At 66.8% G+C, this 18765-nt stretch carries 19 protein-coding genes; 13 read left to right on the top strand and 6 right to left on the bottom strand.

The window, feature by feature from the left end; genetic code table 11:
* The first annotated feature begins 49 nt into the window (after positions 1 to 49).
* On the top strand, positions 50 to 1204 hold the full coding sequence (locus L6D75_RS25330; protein ID WP_176513202.1) for a cysteine desulfurase family protein: 1155 nt from the start codon (positions 50 to 52) through the stop codon (positions 1202 to 1204).
* A 314-nt stretch (positions 1205 to 1518) separates the two neighbouring features.
* On the opposite strand, the gene nfsB is transcribed toward L6D75_RS25330, so the two are convergent.
* Complete coding sequence (gene nfsB, locus L6D75_RS25325; protein WP_176517442.1) at positions 1519 to 2172, bottom strand: oxygen-insensitive NAD(P)H nitroreductase; 654 nt, start codon at positions 2170 to 2172, stop codon at positions 1519 to 1521.
* 104 nt (positions 2173 to 2276) lie between these two features.
* Here nfsB and L6D75_RS25320 point away from each other — a divergent pair, with 104 nt between their 5' ends.
* The 3 genes from L6D75_RS25320 to L6D75_RS25310 are packed head-to-tail and all read left to right on the top strand — an operon-like array spanning position 2277 to position 4700.
* On the top strand, positions 2277 to 3176 hold the full coding sequence (locus L6D75_RS25320; protein WP_176517441.1) for a LysR family transcriptional regulator: 900 nt from the start codon (positions 2277 to 2279) through the stop codon (positions 3174 to 3176).
* Positions 3177 to 3234: 58 nt separating this feature from the next.
* Positions 3235 to 4065: an AraC family transcriptional regulator gene (locus L6D75_RS25315; RefSeq protein ID WP_176517440.1), complete on the top strand. Its 831-nt coding sequence runs from the start codon at positions 3235 to 3237 to the stop codon at positions 4063 to 4065.
* A 50-nt stretch (positions 4066 to 4115) separates the two neighbouring features.
* Positions 4116 to 4700: a LysE family translocator gene (locus tag L6D75_RS25310; protein ID WP_176517439.1), complete on the top strand. Its 585-nt coding sequence runs from the start codon at positions 4116 to 4118 to the stop codon at positions 4698 to 4700.
* 76 nt (positions 4701 to 4776) lie between these two features.
* Here L6D75_RS25310 and L6D75_RS25305 read toward each other — a convergent pair whose 3' ends face one another.
* Positions 4777 to 5976, bottom strand: a complete 1200-nt coding sequence (locus L6D75_RS25305; RefSeq protein ID WP_176517438.1) for a sugar transporter — start codon at positions 5974 to 5976, stop codon at positions 4777 to 4779.
* Positions 5977 to 6175: 199 nt separating this feature from the next.
* Here L6D75_RS25305 and L6D75_RS25300 point away from each other — a divergent pair, with 199 nt between their 5' ends.
* Positions 6176 to 7492 carry a hypothetical protein gene (locus L6D75_RS25300; RefSeq protein ID WP_236193886.1) on the top strand — a complete coding sequence of 439 codons (1317 nt, stop codon included), beginning with the start codon at positions 6176 to 6178 and terminating at the stop codon, positions 7490 to 7492.
* A 116-nt stretch (positions 7493 to 7608) separates the two neighbouring features.
* On the opposite strand, the gene calA is transcribed toward L6D75_RS25300, so the two are convergent.
* Entirely contained in the window at positions 7609 to 8661 is a 1053-nt protein-coding gene (gene calA, locus L6D75_RS25295; protein ID WP_236193885.1) for a vanillin reductase, read from the bottom strand.
* A 180-nt stretch (positions 8662 to 8841) separates the two neighbouring features.
* Here calA and L6D75_RS25290 point away from each other — a divergent pair, with 180 nt between their 5' ends.
* From L6D75_RS25290 to L6D75_RS25270, 5 genes are all read left to right on the top strand, one after another.
* Positions 8842 to 9747: an AraC family transcriptional regulator gene (locus L6D75_RS25290; protein WP_176517525.1), complete on the top strand. Its 906-nt coding sequence runs from the start codon at positions 8842 to 8844 to the stop codon at positions 9745 to 9747.
* Positions 9748 to 9890: 143 nt separating this feature from the next.
* Positions 9891 to 10502 (top strand): NAD(P)H-dependent oxidoreductase, encoded by a 612-nt coding sequence (locus L6D75_RS25285; RefSeq protein ID WP_176517524.1) that lies wholly within the window; start codon positions 9891 to 9893, stop codon positions 10500 to 10502.
* A gap of 39 nt (positions 10503 to 10541) precedes the next feature.
* Positions 10542 to 11048, top strand: a complete 507-nt coding sequence (locus L6D75_RS25280; RefSeq protein WP_176517523.1) for a sigma-70 family RNA polymerase sigma factor — start codon at positions 10542 to 10544, stop codon at positions 11046 to 11048.
* Positions 11045 to 12019, top strand: coding sequence for a FecR family protein (locus L6D75_RS25275; RefSeq protein ID WP_176517522.1), 975 nt, complete (start codon positions 11045 to 11047; stop codon positions 12017 to 12019). Before L6D75_RS25280 ends, L6D75_RS25275 begins: the two co-directional genes overlap by 4 nt.
* An 85-nt stretch (positions 12020 to 12104) precedes the next feature.
* Positions 12105 to 14540 carry a TonB-dependent siderophore receptor gene (locus tag L6D75_RS25270; RefSeq protein WP_176517521.1) on the top strand — a complete coding sequence of 812 codons (2436 nt, stop codon included), beginning with the start codon at positions 12105 to 12107 and terminating at the stop codon, positions 14538 to 14540.
* Positions 14541 to 14547: 7 nt separating this feature from the next.
* Here L6D75_RS25270 and thpR read toward each other — a convergent pair whose 3' ends face one another.
* Positions 14548 to 15093 (bottom strand): RNA 2',3'-cyclic phosphodiesterase, encoded by a 546-nt coding sequence (thpR, locus tag L6D75_RS25265; protein ID WP_176517520.1) that lies wholly within the window; start codon positions 15091 to 15093, stop codon positions 14548 to 14550.
* Positions 15094 to 15250: 157 nt separating this feature from the next.
* Here thpR and lpxO point away from each other — a divergent pair, with 157 nt between their 5' ends.
* The 3 genes from lpxO to L6D75_RS25250 all read left to right on the top strand — a co-directional run bounded on the left by lpxO (position 15251) and on the right by L6D75_RS25250 (position 17290).
* Positions 15251 to 16150 carry a lipid A hydroxylase LpxO gene (gene lpxO, locus L6D75_RS25260; RefSeq protein ID WP_176517519.1) on the top strand — a complete coding sequence of 300 codons (900 nt, stop codon included), beginning with the start codon at positions 15251 to 15253 and terminating at the stop codon, positions 16148 to 16150.
* Between the two features lie 146 nt (positions 16151 to 16296).
* The gene (locus L6D75_RS25255) at positions 16297 to 16641 is read left to right on the top strand and encodes a carboxymuconolactone decarboxylase family protein (protein ID WP_176517518.1); all 345 of its coding nucleotides are present in this window, start codon (positions 16297 to 16299) and stop codon (positions 16639 to 16641) included.
* 79 nt (positions 16642 to 16720) lie between these two features.
* Complete coding sequence (locus tag L6D75_RS25250) at positions 16721 to 17290, top strand: GNAT family N-acetyltransferase (RefSeq protein ID WP_176517517.1); 570 nt, start codon at positions 16721 to 16723, stop codon at positions 17288 to 17290.
* 3 nt (positions 17291 to 17293) lie between these two features.
* Here the strand turns inward: L6D75_RS25250 and L6D75_RS25245 are convergent, their stop codons facing one another.
* Together L6D75_RS25245 and L6D75_RS25240 are read right to left on the bottom strand one after the other, a co-directional pair.
* Positions 17294 to 17791: a flavin reductase gene (locus L6D75_RS25245; RefSeq protein ID WP_176517516.1), complete on the bottom strand. Its 498-nt coding sequence runs from the start codon at positions 17789 to 17791 to the stop codon at positions 17294 to 17296.
* An 11-nt stretch (positions 17792 to 17802) separates the two neighbouring features.
* On the bottom strand, positions 17803 to 18762 hold the full coding sequence (locus tag L6D75_RS25240) for a PDR/VanB family oxidoreductase (RefSeq protein WP_176517515.1): 960 nt from the start codon (positions 18760 to 18762) through the stop codon (positions 17803 to 17805).
* Positions 18763 to 18765 lie beyond the last annotated feature (3 nt).

Here is an 18765-nt window from a genome sequence, read left to right as displayed (position 1 = left end):
TTGCTGCCACGATCGACGATTCCACGACGACAGCAACGGACCCGCCCCCATGCCTAGCGCCCCCCTCTATTTCGACTACGCCGCCACCACCCCGGTCGACGACCGGGTGATCGAAACCATGCTCACCTGCCTCGGCCAGCAAGTGAATTTCGGCAACCCCGCCTCCAGCGGCCATGCCTACGGCCAGGCAGCCCGTGACGCGGTCGAGCAGGCCCGCGGGCAAGTGGCCGAGCGCGTTGGCGCCAGTGCCGACGAACTGGTGTGGACCTCGGGCGCCACCGAGTCCAACAACCTCGCGCTCAAGGGCATCGCCCAGGGCATCGGCGAGCCCGGCCACCTGATCACCAGCCAGCTGGAACACAAGGCCGTGCTCGATACCGTCAACGAACTGGAGCGTCAAGGCTGGGCCGTCACCCGCCTGGCCCCGGACGCGGCGGGCCTGATCCAGCCTTACGCGGTGCAAGCGGCCCTGCGCGCCGATACCCGCCTGGTGTCGCTGATGGCGGTGAACAATGAACTGGGCACCGTCACCGACTTCGCCACCATCGGTGAGCGGGTGCGCGCCCATGGCGCACTGCTGCACGTGGACGCGGCCCAGGCGGTAGGCAAGCTGGCCATCGACCTGCGCAACACGGCGGTCGACCTGATGTCGTTTTCGGCGCACAAGGTGTATGGCCCCAAGGGCATCGGTGCGTTGTACGTCGGCCCGCGTGCGCGGGCGCTGATGCGCGCGCAGATTCACGGCGGCGGCCACGAGCGTGGCCTGCGTTCGGGCACCCTGCCGACCCACCAGATCGTCGGCATGGGCAGCGCCTTCGCCCTCGCCGGGCAGCCGGGCGATAGCGAGCACCAGCGCCTGGACCAGCTGGCTCGACGCCTGCGCGAAGGGTTGCTGGCTTTGCCTGGGGTGAGCCTCAATGGTTGCCCGCAGCAGCGCATCCCCCACACCCTCAACCTGTGCATCGAGGCGCCGGGGTTCAACAGCCTGGCCCTAGCCAGCGAGTTGGCATTGTCGACGACTTCGGCGTGCAATTCGGCGAGCAATGCAGCATCGCATGTGCTGCTGGCCATGGGGCTGGATGAGCAGCGGGCGCGCAAGAGCGTGCGCATCAGCATCGGGCGGTTTACCCGTGAGGCGGACGTGGACAAGGCGATCGAGGTGTTTGCGCGGGTGGTTGCGGCGGGGGCGGGGGCGTTGTGGTGAGGTGAGGTGCTGTGAGCTGAGGCCTGGCTTGAGATCTTTTGTGGGTTTTAGACCGAGCGCCGCCCGCGCGGCGCATCGCGGATAAATCCGCTCCTACATTTGTTGCAACGTGCCAATGCCTGATAGGCCATGGTTGCCAGCCTTGTTTGTACGACGCAATATCTCGGCGGGCGGCAAAAGCGGACAACTATGGCCTGACAGACCATGGCACGTTGCAACAAATGTAGGAGCGGATTTATCCGCGATGCGCCGCGCGGGCGGCGCTCGATCTCGAGTACACCATCACAATCACGGCATACACCTTCACGCCCCCATCAAAGGAAGGTGAACACCTTGGCAGCCGGCAACCGCGACTTGTTCAACCCGGCATTGAAGTCCGCCTCGCTGCGATAACCCAGGCTCAACACCACCACACTGGTGTACCCCTGCTCACGCAGCCCCAGTTCGGCATCCATGATCTTGCTGTCGAAACCCTCGATCGGCGTTGCGTCCAGCCCATGGGCGGCGGCGCCCAGCAGCGCGGTGCCCAGCGCCAGGTAAGTCTGCTTCTCCATCCAGTGCTGCACATCCTTGTGCTCGAAACGATGCAGGTTCACATAGTGACGGCGGCTCTGGTTCTGCCCGGCGCGGGCCTGCTCATCGCGAAAACGCCCGTCGGCGGCTTCCTGATCGAGCAGCGTGTCCAGGTGCGCCTCGGTCATCTCGGTGCGGGTGCAGAACACGATGACATGGGACGCATCGACAATCTTCGGCGTGTTGTAGGCATACCCGTCGACAGTGCTCTTGGCCAGGCGCGCCTTGCCCTCGGCGCTGTCGGCGACGACGAAGTGCCAAGGCTGCGAGTTGACCGACGAGGGGCTATGGCGCAGTTGCTCGAGCAAGGCATCGATGGTGGCCTGGGGGATCTTGCGCGCAGCATCGTAGGCCTTGGTGGTGTAGCGGCGCTTGGCCAGCGAGACGGTATCCATGGGGTGACTCCGATAATGGGATGAGGACATGGGCCGCATACTATCTTTCCTGCAGATAAGAAAAACCGGCAAAATGCAGGAACACTTTATCTTCTGGAGTGAAAATGCTGCGCATCACCGACCTCGAACTCTTCGTGCGCAGCAGCGCCTTGGGCAGTTTCACTGCCGCCGCCCACGAGGCCGACCTGTTGCCCGGGCAAGTCGCCGCCGCCATCAAGCGCCTGGAGCGCGACCTCGATGTGCGCCTGTTCGCCCGCACCACCCGCAGCCTGCGCCTGACCGCCGAAGGCGAGCTGTACCTGCCCACCGCGCTCAACGTGCTGGAAAGCCTGCGCCAGGGGCGCGACAACCTGCACGGCGCGCACAGCACCCTGCGCGGCGTGCTGCAGGTGTCGGCGCCTTCGGACCTTGGGCGTAATATCCTGCTGCCGTGGTTGAGTGACTTTCGCCGCGACCACCCCGACCTGAGCCTGCGCTTCTTTCTTTCCGACCAGGTCGCCGACCTGTTCCGCGACCCGGTGGACGTGGCCATCCGCTACGGCCTCAACGAGCACGCTAACTACATCGCCCTGCCGCTGGCGCCGTGGAACCGCCGGGTGCTGGTGGCCTCGCCGGAGTACCTGGCGCGCCACGGTCGCCCGCAGCAGCTGGACGACCTGCAACAGCATGCCTGCCTGCTGTACCTGCAGCTGGGGCGCGTGTATGACAAATGGCGCCTCGGCAACCGCACGGTGCAGGTCAGTGGCCCGCTGTTCAGCGACGACGCCGATGTGGTGCGGCGCTGGGCGTTGCTGGGTGAAGGCATTGCCTACAAGTCGTGGCTGGATGTCAGCGCCAACGTGGCGGCCGGCGAGCTGCAGGTGCTGCTGCCGGAGCACCCCGGCGAGCTCACCCCGGTGACCCTGGTGTGCCCGCACCGCAAGCAGCTTTCGCCTGCGGTTTCGCAGCTGCACCTGTGGCTGCGCGAGCGCTTCAGCGCCCTGCAGCCTGCACAAATGTTCTAAACCCGTCGGCGCCGACGCGCTAAGGTGTACTGCCCTGTACCACAGCAGCCCCACCGCCATGCCCAACTGGATCGACCTCAAGCAAGACGCCGGCACCGGCATCGAGTCGGTCCGTGCGCATTTCGTCGGCCATGCCTACGACCCGCACTGGCACGACAGCTTCCTGGTCGGCTTCACCGAGCAAGGCGTGCAGCAGTTCGATTGCCGCAAGGTGCGCCACCACAGCACGCCGGGGCATGTGTTTCTGCTCGAACCCGGCGACATCCACAATGGCCACGCCCCCACCGAAGAGGGCTTCACCTACTCCACCCTGTACCTGCAGCCGCACTGGCTGGAGGCCGAGTTGCGCGCGCTGTTCGAGCAGGCGCCAAGCGACAGCCTGCCAAGCATCGCCGACCCGCTGTGCCACGACCTGCGCCTGGCCGGTGCCACCGCCCGCGCCTTCCAGGCCGTGCATGGCGAGGAACTGCGCATCGTTCGGCAGACCGCCACCGATGACCTGCTCAGTTGCCTCACCCGCCACCTGCACTGGCGCAAGCGCCTGAACCCCGACCCGCGCCTGCCATTGACCGCTCAGCGGGCGCGGGACTACCTGCATGCCCACCTCGACCAGGACATCAGCCTCGACGACCTGGCGCAGGCCTGCAGCGTCGACCGCTTCCGCCTGACCCGGGCGTTCAAGGCGGCCTTCGGCCTGGCGCCGCACGCCTACCTGATCCAGTTGCGCCTGGCCCGTGCCCGGCGCCTGCTGGCCCAGGGCCAAACGCCCAGCGACGTGGCCATGGCCCTGGGCTTTGCCGACCAGAGCCACCTGGGGCGCTGGTTCCGCCGTGCCTACCAGCTGACCCCGGCCGACTACCGCCGGCGCTGCTCAAACCTTCCAGACTGACGCCAGGCAATCGCCGAGCATGGGGCTCTGATCATTCGGAGCCGTTGACCATGTCCCATTCGTTGTTGCCGTTCATCCTCTTCGCCCTGGTCGCCAGCATCAGCCCAGGGCCGACCAACTTGCTGATCCTCGCCCATGGCGCGCGCCTGGGCCTGCGCGCAAGCGTGGCGCCGATCCTGGCCGGTTGCGCGGCGGCGGCGGCCGTGGTGCTGCTGGTCGGGCTGGGCCTTGGCGAGTTGCTGCTGCGCCACCCGCTGGCCCAGCAGCTGATGAGCTGGGCCGGCGTGCTGTGGCTGAGCTGGCTGGCGTGGCGCATTCTGCGCAGCGCGCAGCAGCCGCTGGAGGTCGGCGCAGACAAGCCGTTCAGTGCCTGGAGCGCCGCGTCCCTGCAGGTGGTGAACCCCAAGGTGTGGATGATGGCCGTGGCGGTGATAGGCGTGTTCGCGGCGCCTGCATTGCCGGTGTGGCAGTTGGCGCTGGTGTTTCTGCTGATCGCCCTGCCGTGCATGACGGCCTGGGCGCTGCTGGGGGTGGGCAGTGCGCGCTGGCTGCAGGCACCGGGGCGGTTACTGTGGTTCAACCGGGGGTTGGCGGGGATGTTGCTGGTGTCGGCCTGGGCCGCGCTGCTGGGCTGAGCTTCTAGGCCGGCTCCCACAAAATACTGGAGTACCCGTGGGAGCCGGCTTGCCGGCGATGGGCCCTAAAGCTCAATCACCTGCCAAGCGCCTCGCGAAAGCGCCGGGTACTGGCCACCGCCAGCAGCAACCCGGCCACCGCCACGCTGCCGCCGACCATGCCGATATCGGCCACGCCCATCTGGCTGCTGACGATACTCCCCAGCAACGCCCCGCCGCCGATGCCGATGTTGTAGATCCCGGAAAACAGCGCCATCGCCACATCCGTGGCATCGGACGCAAGCTTCAGCGTCTTGGACTGCAACGACAGGCTGAAACTCAAAATCGCAATCCCCCAGAACATGCTCAGCGCGGCAAAGGCATAGAAGTTGCCCGACAGCGGCAGCAGCAACAGCAGGCAAGCAGCCAGCAAGCCGATCGAACCCACCAGGAAGCCATGCGGGAAGCGGTCGCTGTAGCGGCTGAACAACAGCGAGCCGAACACCCCGGCGCCACCGAACAGCAGCAACACCAGCGTGGTGCGCTCGCCACCGATCTGCGCCACATGCAGCGCGAACGGCTCGATGTAGCTGTAGGCAGTGAATTGCGCGGTGATCACCAAGGTCACCAGCGCATAGGTAATCACCAGCGCCGGGCGCTTGAACAGGACCGGCAGGCTGCGCAGCGAGCCGGAGTTCTGGCTCGGCAGCAGCGGCAGCGATTTCATCAGGCACAGCATGGTGGCCAGCGCCACCCCGGCAATGCTGAGGAAGGTCACCCGCCAGCCCAGCGCCTCACCCACCACCCGCCCCAGCGGAATGCCCAGCACCATCGCCAGGGTCGTGCCGGTGGCCAGCAGGCCCAGCGCCTTGGCCTGCTGGCCAGGCGGTGCCACGCGCACCGCCAGCGAGGCGGTGATGGCCCAGAACACCGCATGCGCCAGGGCAATGCCGATGCGGCTGAGCAGCAGCATGGCAAAGCTCTGCGCCAGCCACGACAGCACGTGGCTGGCGATGAACACCAGGAACACGAACAACAGCAGGCGGCGGCGCTCGACGTTGCGCGTGAGCAGCATCATCGGCAACGAAGCCAGCGCCACCACCCAGGCGTAGATGGTCAGCATCAGGCCGACCTGGGCGGTGCTCATGTCGAAGCTGCTGCCGATGTCGCTGAGCAGCGCCACCGGCACGAACTCGGTGGTGTTGAAGATGAAGGCAGCCAGGGCCAGCGCGATCACGCTCAGCCAACTGCCGCTGCCGACCGTCGGTGGCAGGTCGTTGGGTAGGGGTCCGTTCATGGGTGGGATGCTTTCTCCGCAGGCATGGCGAAAGGACGCGCGTCAGGGGCCAAGTATCGGCCGCGCTGAGGCACGGGTTTGTTATTGGGGGAATGCGGGCATGGTACGCGCCAATGCCGGGCCTCACAACCGTGGGCGGATTGCGGGTACCATGCGCGGTCTGTCTGAAGGCAAACGGAACAAGGAGTGTGATCCGTCCATGGACAAGCAACACCCCCAGCAGCAGTGGCAGCAAGCGGTCACGGCCTATGCCCAGGCCATCAACCACTACGTTGCGCAAGGCCGCGAACACGGTTGGGACGACCTCGAAGAACCCCAGGCCCCGGCCACCGAACACCTGCTCGAGGCCTGGCAGGCGGCCCTGCAGGCCATCAACCAGCCAGGCGTCGACGAAACCCGGCGCCAGGCCTTCCGCGCCGCCTGGCCGCCCGCGCACCAGCCGCTGGTGCCACTGCTCGATCAACACGGGCAAGGCATCTGCACGGTGCTGCTGCTCGATGACGGCAGCCTGCTGGCACGCATCGGCATGCCCTACGAGAAAGGCCAGGTGGTGCGCATCGGCGAACACGGCGTGACGCCGGTGATCGGTATCGATCATTTCGGCCGTTGCCCGCAGCGCCGCTATTTCGCCCTGGCCAACGCCGAAGGGGTCAGGGTCAGCGATGGCTGGGGCGGCCCGCTGGTCGCCCGCCTGCCCTGGCCCAACGGGTTGGAGGGGTTGCCAACGGGTTATCCGTTCGACCCTCTGGACCTGCCGCCGACCCCCACCACGCTGGTGCCCTTCGCCGATGGCCAGCGGGTGCTGCTGGTCAGCGCCGAGGGCATTTTCGTGCTGGCCGCCGAGGGCGCCACGCGCCTGCTGCCCAGTGCGGCGCAGGTGCTCGAGGAGCTGGCCGAAGGCACCGACCCTGACGACATCGCCCTGGGCCTGTCCATGGAGCATGGCGCAGTCTCGCCAGATGGCCGGCTGATCGTGCTGGGTGAGCAGAGCAGCCGGCACCTGGTGCTGGACGAGCAGCTGCAACCCCTTGCGCAAATCGGCCCGGGCGGCGAATACCCGCACTTCGCCCTGTTCAACCGCAAGGGCGACCAGCTGATCGTCAACGCCTGCCATTTCTACAACGGCGGCACGCTGGGCGTGCGCGTGGCCGACCTGCCGGGGCTGGATACCGAGTACTACAGCGAAGACCCACGCACCCCGCTGCTGCAGGAGGGCGCGCGGGTGTACGCCGGGGTGGCGGGCAATGGCGAATACATCGTCGGCGATGCCTATGGCTACCTGCGGGCGTTTGGCGAGGACGGGGCGGAGCATTGGCAGCATTACCTGGGCTCGACCATCAGCGCCATGGACATCAGCGCGGACGGGCGCACCCTGGTTGCGGCGAGCCATGCCGGGTTCATATCGGTGATTGCCCTGGGCGCTGGGCGGCCTGAGTGGCAGATCGGTACCGGGGAGCATGGCGAGGTGCGGCGCTGGTTGTTCTGGAAGGGGTTGGACAGGGCGCTGGTCTGGTAGATCTGCTGCGCCGCCATCGCCGGCAAGCCGGCTCCCACAGGAAAGCCACTGCCCTCAGGCCTGTGCATCACCTGTGGGAGCCGGCTTGCCGGCGATGGCGGCGCAGCAGACAGCAATCAGCCCTGCAACGTGGCCATGTCGATCACGAACCGGTACTTCACATCCCCGGCAATCATGCGCTCGTAGGCCTGGTTGATATTGCGGATATCGAGCATCTCGATATCGCAGCGGATGTCATGCTCGGCACAGAAATCCAGCACTTCCTGGGTTTCAGCGATGCCACCAATCAACGACCCCGCCAGCACCCGGCGCTTGAGCACCAGGTTGGCCGCATGCAGCGCCGGGTCGATCGGCTCGATCAGGCCCACGAGGATGTGCACGCCGTCGAACTTCAGCGTTTCCAGGTACGGGTTGAGGTCGTGCTGCACCGGGATAGTGTCGAGCAGGAAGTCGAAGCGCCCGGCAGCGGCGCGCATCTGCGCATCATCCGTGGACACGATCACATGGTCGGCGCCCTGGCGACGGGCTTCTTCGGCCTTGGCCTGGGAGCGGGTGAACAAGGTCACTTCGGCGCCCAGTGCCTTGGCCAGCTTGATGCCCATGTGGCCCAGGCCGCCCATGCCGAGGATGCCGACCTTGTGGCCAGGGCCGACGCCATGGTGCTTGAGCGGCGAGTAGGTGGTGATGCCGGCGCACAGGATCGGCGCGGCGCTGGGCAGGTCCATGCCGGCCGGGATGCGCACCACGAAATGCTCGCTGACCACGATGCTGCTGGAGTAGCCGCCCAGGGTGTTGCTGCCGTCGACCCGGTCGGGGGTGGCGTAGGTCATGGTCGGGCCTTCCAGGCAGTACTGCTCCAGGTCCTTGGCGCAGGCCTCGCAGTGGCGGCAGGAATCGACCATGCAGCCGACCCCGACCAGGTCGCCGACCTTGTGCCCGGTGACCTGCGCACCGACCGCAGTGACCCGGCCGATGATCTCGTGGCCGGGCATCAGCGGGTACACGGCGATGCCCCACTCGTTGCGCGCCTGGTGGATGTCGGAGTGGCACACACCGCAGTACAGGATGTCGATGGCGACGTCGTCCGGGCGCGGGCTGCGGCGCTCGAAGGTCATGGGGGCCAGGGGGCTGGTGGGGGTTTGGGCGGCGTAACCGATGGCGGTATACATGCAGGACCTCGCATAGAAGTGAAACGATTCAGGCGGCGAATTCTGCGCGCCGAAAACCGCCCTGCCCACGGCAGATTCTCCGGCATGCATGCCTGATTCTCCGAACCTTGCCCTGGCCACCTGGCGCCTGGCCTTCAATCTGCGATGATGCCAGTGTCTGATTCTCTGCCCTGGTTCATCATGGAACTGACTCGCCACGTCGACGCCAACGCCACGTTGTGCACCCTGATCCGCTGCCTGGCCACCCGCCCAGGCTTCGTGCCCACGCACCTGCCCCAGGTGCAGGTGCTGAGCTGGGAGCACTATGTGGCCAGCAGCCCGCAGCTGTACGAGCCGAGCCTGATGATCCTGGCCCAGGGCAGCAAACTGGCGCGCCTGGGGCCGCGGACCCTGGAATACGGCGCCGGCCACTACCTGGTGCAGGCGTTGTCGGTGCCCTTCATGTGCGAAACCTTCGCCACCGCCGAGGCGCCGTTGCTGGGGGTGGCGGTGGATATCGACCGCGGCGTGCTCAGCGAGCTGGTGCAGAGCATGGGCCTGGCGCCCGGCGCGCCGGTGCAGGCGCAAACGCCCCAGTCGATGACTTCGGCTGCGCTGGATGCGCCGATGCGCGACAGCGTCGAGCGCCTGCTGCGCTGCCTGCAGGACCCGCTGGATGCCAAGGTGCTCGGCCCTGCGCGGGTGCGCGAGGTGCTGTACACCGCGCTGCGCGGCCCGCAGGCCGGGGTGCTGAGGGCACTGGTGGAACAGCAAGGGCACTTCGCCCGCATCGCCGCCGCCCTCGCCCACCTGCGCGAGCACTACAGCGAGCCGCTGAGCGTCGAGGACCTGGCGGCGCGCGCCAACATGAGCGTGTCGACCTTTCATGAGCACTTCAAGCGCTGCACCGACATGGCGCCGATGCAGTACCTCAAGCGCCTGAGGTTGCTCAAGGCGCAGCAGATGCTGATTGGCGAAGGGCTTGGGGTGGCGCAGGCGGCGCACCGGGTGGGGTACCAGAGCACCTCGCAGTTCAGCCGCGAGTACAAGCGCCAGTTCGAACGCAGCCCGGGGGATGAGCTGCCTTATCAGAGTTTGCCTGTGTAATTGCAGGGGCCTGTAGGAGCGGATTTATCCGCGATGGGCCGCAAAGCGGCCCCAATCAATCACCGCTTGACACCTGGATCCTACCAAAAGTAACTTACCAATAGTAGGTTACCTAAAGTAGATAACATCCCCAGGAGAACCCCATGCACGCCCTGATCGTCATCGGCCACCACGACCCACAGTCCCTTACCCACGCCCTCGCCCAGCAAATCGCCGCCGGCCTGGCCAGCGCCGGCCACAGCAGCGAGATCGTCGACCTCGCCAGCGAAGGCTTCGACCCGCGCTTCAGCTTCGCCGACCACGCCGTGCACCGCGGCCAGGCCGCACCACCGGCCGATGTGCTGCGCGAACAGGCGCGCATCGACAGCGCCGATACGCTGGTGCTGGTCTACCCGATCTACTGGTGGTCGCTGCCGGCCCTGCTCAAAGGCTGGGTCGAGCGCGTGTTCAGCCACGGCTGGGCGTTTGCCTACGACAACGGCAGCATCGTCAAGAAACTGCGCGGCAAAAAGGTGCACCTGGTGGCCATTGCCGGCGCCGATGCCGGCACCTTCCAGCGCCACGGCTATGGCGAAGCGATGCGCGTGCAGATCGAGCACGGCATCTTCGACTACTGCGGCGCCGAAGTGCTCAGCTCGACCCTGCTCGAAGACAGCGAAGGCCCCGCCGCCGCACTGCTGCTGCCCAGCGCCCGGCAGCTGGGCGAGCAACTGTTCGATGCCGCCCCATTGCGAGGCATCCAGCGACCCGGCTAATATTGAGAACGATTCACACTCACACTTGGATGTCAGCCGTTGGACAGCACGTCGACCCGCAAGCTGGGCTTTTTCTTCAGCGACCACCACCGCTGGCTGCTCCAACACATCCACAAGCGCCTGCGCAACCGCGCCGACGCCGAGGACACCGCCGCCGAAGCCTTCTGCCAGATGCTCGGCGCGCGCGTGGACCCCGACAGCATCGCGCAACCGCGCGCCTACCTCTCTACCATCGCGCGGCGCTTGATCTTCGATCGCCACCGCCGCCGCCAGCTCGAACAGGCCTACCTCGAGCGCCTGGCGCTGCTGCCTGAGCCGGTGGCCCCCAGCGCCGAAGAGCAACTGCTGCTGATCGAGGCGCTGGTGGCCATCGACCAGGTGCTCGACGGCCTGCCCGCCATCGTCAAGGCCGCCTTCCTGTACAGCCAGCTCGATGGCATGAGCTATGTCGACATCGGCGCCAGGCTGCAGATCAGCGAACGCACCGTCAGCCGCTACATGAAGCAGGCCCTGCGCCAGTGCTACCTGTGCGAGGTGCAGCCGTGAGCCGCGGCAAGCTCGACGCGGTCAGCGAACAGGCCATCGACTGGATGGTGGCGCTCAACGCCCGCACGCCCGACGACGCCCTGCTGCAACGCCTGGCCCACTGGCTGCAGCAGGACCCGGCCCACCAGCAGGCCTGGGAGCGCCTGCAGCGCCGCCTGGGCAAGCCGGTCGCCACCTTGCGCGCCCTGGAGCAACGCGCCCCGGGCCATGCCGCCGAGGCGCGCCAAGTGTTGCTGCAGCCCACCCACTCGCGGCGTGACGTGCTCGCGGCGCTGGCCAGTGTCGGGCTGTGCGGTGGCGCCCTGTGGGGCGGCTGGCGCAGCGACACGGCGCAGAACTGGCTGGCCGACCTGCATACCGGCAGTGGCGAGCGCCGCAGTTTCACCCTCGCCGACGGCAGCCGCCTGAGCCTCGACAGCGCCAGCGCCGTGGACCTGTATTTCGACGCCGGGCAGCGCCTGCTGGTGCTGCGCCGGGGCCAGCTGCTGATCGAGGTTGCCGCCGACCCCCGCCGCCCCTTGCGCGTGCGCACTGCCCAGGGGCAGGCCCAGGCCCTGGGCACGCGTTTTCTGGTCAGCCAGGAAGCCACCGCCACGCGGGTCGTGGTGCTCGAGCACAGCGTGCGCACCAGCCTGCCCGACGGCCAATGGCTCGACCTGCAACAGGGCCAGGCGGCGCTGCTGCACGGCAACGCCATCGAAGCGCTGGCCGATGAGCAACAGCAGCGCGCCGCCTGGCTGGATGGCCGCCTGGAAGTGCTCGACGAACCGCTGCAAGCGGTGATCGATGCCCTGCGCCCATACCAGCGCGGCTACCTGCGGGTCGCCCCTGCGGTGCGCAACCTGCGGGTGCAAGGCGTATTCCCCCTCGACCAGCCCCGGCAAGCCCTGCAGGCGCTGGCCGAAAGCCTGCCGATCAGCGTCGAGCACTATGGCCCGTGGCTGACCCTGATCGGCCCTGCGCAAAAATAATCATGAAAATCATTATCAAGCGTGTCCGGTTTTCATTTCTCGTTGCACCTATCTCCTGACAAGCCAACACAATCGGGAGAATTCCGTGCACAACCTCTGGCCCCGCGCCCTGCCCCTGGTCGCCGCCCTCACCAGTTTCCACGCCCTTGCCCAGGCCCAGGCCCTGGCGTTCGACCTGCCGCCCGCAAGCCTGGCCACCACCCTCAACCGTATTGCCAGCCAGAGCGGCACCATCATCGCCCTGGAACCTGCGCTGGTACGGGGCAAGCAGGCCCCGGCCGTGGTCGGCCAGATGAGCGCCGAGCAAGCCATGCAAGCGGCCCTGGCCGGCAGCGGCCTGCAATTGCGGGTGAGCAGCAGCGGGCACTTCAGCGTGGCCCCGGCCAGCCAAGGCGGTGATGCACTGGAGCTGGGGAGCACCAGCATCACCGACGACTACCTCGACGCCACCAGCGAAGGCAGCGGCTCGTATGCCGCCCGTGCGGTCACCCTGGGCAAGGGCACCCACAGCCTCAAGGAAATCCCCCAGTCGATCACGGTGATTACCCGCAAGCAGCTCGATGACCAAGGCATCACCGACCTGCAGGACGCCCTCAACCACACCACCGGCATCGTCGGCGCCCAGGGCATCGGCCCGGGCGTGGTGGTGACCTCGCGCGGCTTCCAGATCGACGACTGGCAATACGACGGCGTGCCGATCCCGCGCAACAACTACTCGCTGGGCAACTGGGCGACCCAGGACCTGGTGTTCTTCGACCGCGTCGAAGTGCTGCGCGGCGCCTCGGGCCTGCTGCAAGGCACCGGCAGCCCGGGTGGTGCGATCAACCTGGTGCGCAAGCGCGGCCAGGCCACGCCGACCGTGAGCGTCACCGGCAAGGCCGGCAGCTGGGACCACTACGGCCTGCAACTGGACGCCGGCGGCCCGCTGACCGACGACGGCCGGGTGCGCGGCCGGATGGTCGCCGACGAGGACCAGAGCGACAGCTTCATCGATTACCAGTGGGGCAAGTCCCACTCCTTGTATGGCGCGCTGGACATCGACCTGAACGACGCCACCACGGTGGGCGGCGGCATCAGCTACAACCGCCAGCAGTCGCGGCCAATGCTGCGCGGCATCCCCCGCTATGCCGACGGCAAGCCGGTCGACCTGCCACGCTCGACCTTCACCGGCGCCCGCTGGAGCCGCGCCGAAACCGACGTCACCACCTACTACCTGGACCTGGAGCACCGTTTCAACGACGACTGGGCGTTCAAGGCCGCCGCCGTGCGCATGGACGAAACCAACACCTCCACGCACCAGCGCGTGCAGTCCACCGGCCAGGGCGTGAAAGCCGATGGCACCGGTATCACCTACGCCGACTGGATCACCGATTTTCACAACACCAAGCTGGGCCTGGACATGAACCTGGTCGGCCACTTCGACACCGGCCCCCTGGCCCACGAAATCACCGTCGGCGGCAACTACTCCAAGCTGACCTCCGACGACGCCTACTGGCGCAACTTCGACGCCTCGGGCGACAGCCTCTTCGACATCGACCACCACCGCCCCGAGCCCAGCCGCGACAGCCTGCTCGACGGCAAGCTGGCACGCGCCAACAAGGCCAGCTACGACATCCGCCAGAAGGGCCTGTATGGCGTGTGGCGCATCAAGCCCAGCGACGACCTGACCCTGATCGTCGGCTCGCGGGTCAGCTGGTTCGACTACAGCTGGGACTCGATCGACTTCGACAGCCATAGCGACCCTGGCACCCGCTACCCCACCAGCCGCATGACCGAGACCGGCGAAGTCACGCCCTACGCAGGTTTCGTCTATGACCTGACCCACGAATGGGCCTGGTACGCCAGCTACACCGACGTGTTCGTGCCGCAGACCGAACGCGCGGTGAACAACCAGCCGCTCAAGCCGGTGATCGGCAGCAACTACGAGACGGGTCTGAAGGGCGAGCTGCTCGATGGCCGGGTCAACGCCTCGCTGGCGCTGTTCCGCTACGACCAGGAAAACCGCGCCGTCACCGACGTGGCCTCAGGCTTTGCCTGCGATGACTGGTACTGCTCCACCGCCGCCGGCAAGGTGCGCAGCCAGGGCATCGAGGCCGAGATCAGCGGCGAAGTGCTCAGCGGCCTGCAACTGTTTGCCGGCTACACCTACAACACCACCAAGTTCCTCGACGACCCGGAGGAAGAAGGCCGCGTGTACAGCCAGTGGACGCCCAAGCACATGCTGCGCGCCTGGGCCGACTACACCCTGCCGCTGGACGGCCAGCGCTGGAGCACGGGCCTGGGCTTCACCACCCAGAGCCACACCCTGGGCTACGAGCGCACCTACACCGTGCCCGGCTACACCGTGTGGAGCGCGCGCCTGGCCTACCAGCTGACGCCTGAAGTAAGCCTGGCGGTCAACGGCAACAACCTGTTCGACAAGAAGTACTGGGTGGCCGGCTTCAACCAGCTCAACGGCAGCAACAACTACGGCGAGCCGCGCAACTTCATGTTCACGGTCAAGTACACGCCCGAGTTTTGATCCGCTCTCATGCCGTCAACGGCCACTGCGCCAGCGGCCAGTACTGGCCTTTGCGCGACTCGAAGAGCGTGAAGTGCCGGGCCGTCAGGAAAAAGTCGGGCGCCACCGTGGCTTCAGGCGCCTGGCCGCGAAACTCGCGTGACAGGGTCAGGTGCGGGCGGTATTCACGGGCCTGCTCGGCAAAGCCCATGGGCAGCAGCGCCTGCTGCAGCCCATAGACCAGCTGGCGCAACGCCGGCGGCGCCTCTTGCGGCTCCAGCACCAGCACATTGGCCCGTGGCCAGGCCTTCAACTGGTCGAGCAGCAGGCGCAGCGGCGCGCCCGGGCGGGCGATGTTGTCCACCGCGGCGCAGATCGCCGGCACCTGCGCGGCGTCCACATCGCCCAGAAACAGCAAGGTCAGGTGGAAGTTCTCGCTCGCCACCGGCTTGCCGCTGCGCAGGTTCAGGCCGCGCCGCCACTGGGCCAGCGCCCGGCGCTGGGCATCGGCAACCGGCAAGGCGAAGAACAGCCGCTTGAAGGGGGCGCCGCTGGGGCGCATGGCCTGAACCATGGTTGCTCCTTGTACTAAAACGTTTGTGCAGTCTGCAGGGCATTACACCTAAGTCGCCCGTCAATCGGCCAACAATATCTACAAACTCGCCCCATGATTGTTTATGCTGGCGGGCTTATGCCATGGCGCATGGCCATTTTTCGACAAAGAATCGTCCATGAAAATTGCACTCGTACTGATCTTCGTCCTCTCGATCGCCTATGTTCACCTGCGCGGTCGGGTACGTCACAAGCTGACTCGCCAGCTCGGTGACCACTCAAGCTTCCTGGCCCCGGTCAACAGCTTCCTCTACCTGTTCTCCAAGCACCCGGCCAAGCCCTACCTGCCGGTGCAAGCCTTCCCCGAGCTGCAGCCGCTGCAGGACCATTGGCAGGAGATTCGCGAGGAAGCCCAGCGCCTGCTGCATGTGGGCGAGATCAAGAAGTCCGACAATTATGACGACGTCGGCTTCAATTCGTTCTTCAAGACCGGCTGGAAGCGCTTCTACCTGAAGTGGTACGGCGAAAGCCACCCGTCGGCGATGACCCTGTGCCCGCGCACCACCGAGCTGCTGCAGGGCATCGGCACGGTCAAGGCGGCGATGTTCGCCACCCTGCCGCCAGGCGCCAAGCTGGTGCGCCACCGCGACCCGTATGCCGGCTCCTACCGCTACCACCTGGGCCTGGACACGCCGAACGACGATGGCTGCTACATCGACGTGGACGGCGAGAAGTATTCCTGGCGCGACGGTGAGGGTGTGGTGTTCGACGAAACCTACATCCACTACGCCGCCAACACCACCGAGCACAACCGCATCATCCTGTTCTGCGACGTCGAGCGCCCGCTCAAGTACCGCTGGGCCACCGCGTTCAACCGCTGGTTCAGCCGCAACGTGATGGCCGCGGCGGCAGCGCCGAACGATGCCAACGACAAGACCGGCGGCATCAACCGCCTGTTCACCCGCATCTACAAGATCCGCGAACGCGGCAAGGCGCTGAAGAAGCGCAACCGCATGCGCTACTACCTGGAGAAATGGCTGGTGGTGGCGGCGCTGGTGCTGGTGTTCGTCTATATCTGATTGGCCCTTTCGGCCCTATCGCCGGCAAGCCGGCTCCCACAGCTACACCCCGTGGGAGCCGGCTTGCCGGCGATGAGGCCCGCACAGACCCCGCCATCTTCGACTAGCCTCATAGCTCCACTCGCAACCTCCCCAAGGTGAAGACGATGAGCATGATGGACTGGGACGCCTACCGTAAGCAGTTGATGGCCGGCATCGGCGATCTCAAGCAGTTGTCCCCCGACACCGTGGCCGGCTACATGACCGCCAGCGGCGCCGGTGCCAAGACCAACCACCTGGATGCCAAGACCCGCGAGCTGATCTCCCTGGCCGTGGCCGTCACCACCCGCTGCGACGGCTGCATCGCCGTGCATTCGCAGCAGGCGCTCAAGCAAGGCGCCACCCGTGAAGAACTCGCCGAGGCCCTGGGCGTGGCCGTGGCGATGAATGCCGGTGCCGCGCTGGTCTACTCGGCCCGCGCCATGGACGCGGTGGGCAAGGCCGGCGGCTGAGCCGCCTGCGGCGTCGCCGCCCTTGCGCGACGGCGCCGCGCCTCTCAGACTTGGCGCCCTAGCCCCCACAGGTACCGCCATGATTCACATCCGCCCCATGACGCCCGACGACTTCGCGCGTTTCTGGCCCACCTTCCAGGCCATCGTCCAGGCCCGTGAAACCTACGCCTACGACCCGGCCCTGAGCCTGGAACAAGCCCGCCAGCTGTGGCTGGAGCTGCCCGTGCACACGCTGGTGGCCGAAGCCGACGGTGAACTGCTTGGCAGCTACTACCTCAAGGCCAATGCCGCCGGCCCCGGTGGCCATGTCGGCAACTGCGGCTACATGGTCGCCGAGGCCGCCCGTGGCCGTGGCGTGGCGCGCCTGATGTGCGAGCACTCGCAGAAGCTGGCGCGCCAGGAAGGCTTCCTGGCACTGCAGTTCAATTCGGTGGTGGCCAGCAACGAAGCGGCCGTGGCGCTGTGGCACACGCTTGGCTTCGACACCGTCGGCCGCCTGCCCAAGGCGTTTCGCCACGCCCGCCTGGGCCTGGTGGACTGCCTGGTGATGTACAAGTGGCTGGCCGACGAGCCGGTGGTGGAGAAACCACCGTTGCTGATCGGCCGCAAGAACATCGAGGCCCGGGTTTCGCGGCGGCGCGGGCGCTAGGTTTCAGCAGGCCTTGGAGGCCTCGCACACGCGGTGATAGGCACGGTTGAAATACACCAGCCCATCATCGGCGCCGCCGTGGCGGATTTCCTCGATCTGGCAGTAGAAGATGCTGTGCGAGCCCACCTCGTGCACCTGGACGATGCGGCAGTCGAAGTTCACCAGTGCTTCGTGCATCACCGGCGCGCCGCTCTGCAGCACGGTCCAGTGGGTGGTGGCAAAGCGCTCTTCCATGCTCAGGTGGCGGTTGGCGAAGGCCCCCGACAGGTCCTGGTGGGTGCCGGCCAGCACGTTCACGCACAGCGCACCGTTGGCCTTGAACTGCTCGTTGGAATACGAGGCGCGGTTCATGCACACCAGCAAGGTCGGCGGCGCGTCGGTGACGCTGCACACCGCCGAGGCGGTGAAGCCGAAGCGCCCGGCAGGGCCATCGGTGGTGATCACCGAGACGGCGCCACCGAGCATGGCCATCGCGTTGCGAAATTGGGTTACGTCAACCATGGTCATGCTCCTCAGATATCCAGCACCAGCTTGTTGGACTTGGCCCGCGAACAGCACACCAGGATCTGGTCGTTCGCGGCTTTTTCTTCATCGGTCAGGTACACGTCGCGGTGGTCCGGCTCGCCTTCGAGCACTTCGCACATGCAGGTGCCGCACACGCCCTGCTCGCAGGAGATGTCGATCTTGATGCCAACCTGGGCCAGGGCCTCGAGGATGCTCTGGCCCTCGGCCACCTGCACGGTCTTGTTGCTGCGCGCGGCGACCACTTCGAAGCTGGCGCCACTGGCATCCACCTCGACCTGGAAGTACTCCTTGTGGATGTGGTCCTCGGCGTAGCCCTGCTGGCGCGCGCCGCCGATCACCCAGTCCATGAAGCCCGACGGCCCGCAGGTGTAGACGTGGGTGCCGGCCTGGGCGGCGCCCAGCACCGCAGGCAGGTCCAGGCGCTGGGCGGCGTCTTCGTCGTCGAAGTGGGTGGCCACCCGCCCGGCGAAGGGCGCACTGGCCAAGGCCTCGAGGAAGGCGCTGCGGCTGCGCGAACGCCCGCAGTAATGCAATTCGAAATCGGCGCCCTGCTGGTGCAGGGCATGGGCCATGGCGATCATCGGCGTGATGCCGATGCCGCCACCGAGCAGGATCGAGCGGCGTGCATCGGGAGCCAGCGGGAACAGGTTGCGCGGCGTGCTGATCTGCACCTCGCGCCCTTCCACCAGCACCTCGTGCACCCCCACCGAGCCGCCACGGGAGGCCGGGTCTTTCAGCACCCCCAGGCGATACAGCGAAGCGTCCGCCGGGTCGCTGCACAGCGAGTACTGGCGCACCAGGCCCGGGGCCACGTGGATGTCCACGTGCGCCCCCGCCTCGAAAGCAGGCAGCGCCGCGCCATCGGCCCGGCCCAAGTCGAGGACCAGCACATCGGCCCCCTGGATCTCGCGCTTGCGCACGATCACGTTCAACAGTTGTTCGTTCATCAG

It is taken from the genome of Pseudomonas faucium (genome assembly GCF_021602585.1).
Taxonomy (GTDB): Bacteria; Pseudomonadota; Gammaproteobacteria; order Pseudomonadales; family Pseudomonadaceae; genus Aquipseudomonas; species Aquipseudomonas faucium.
Note: the sequence above shows the minus strand (reverse complement) of the source record. Positions and strands in the feature narration are given on the sequence as shown.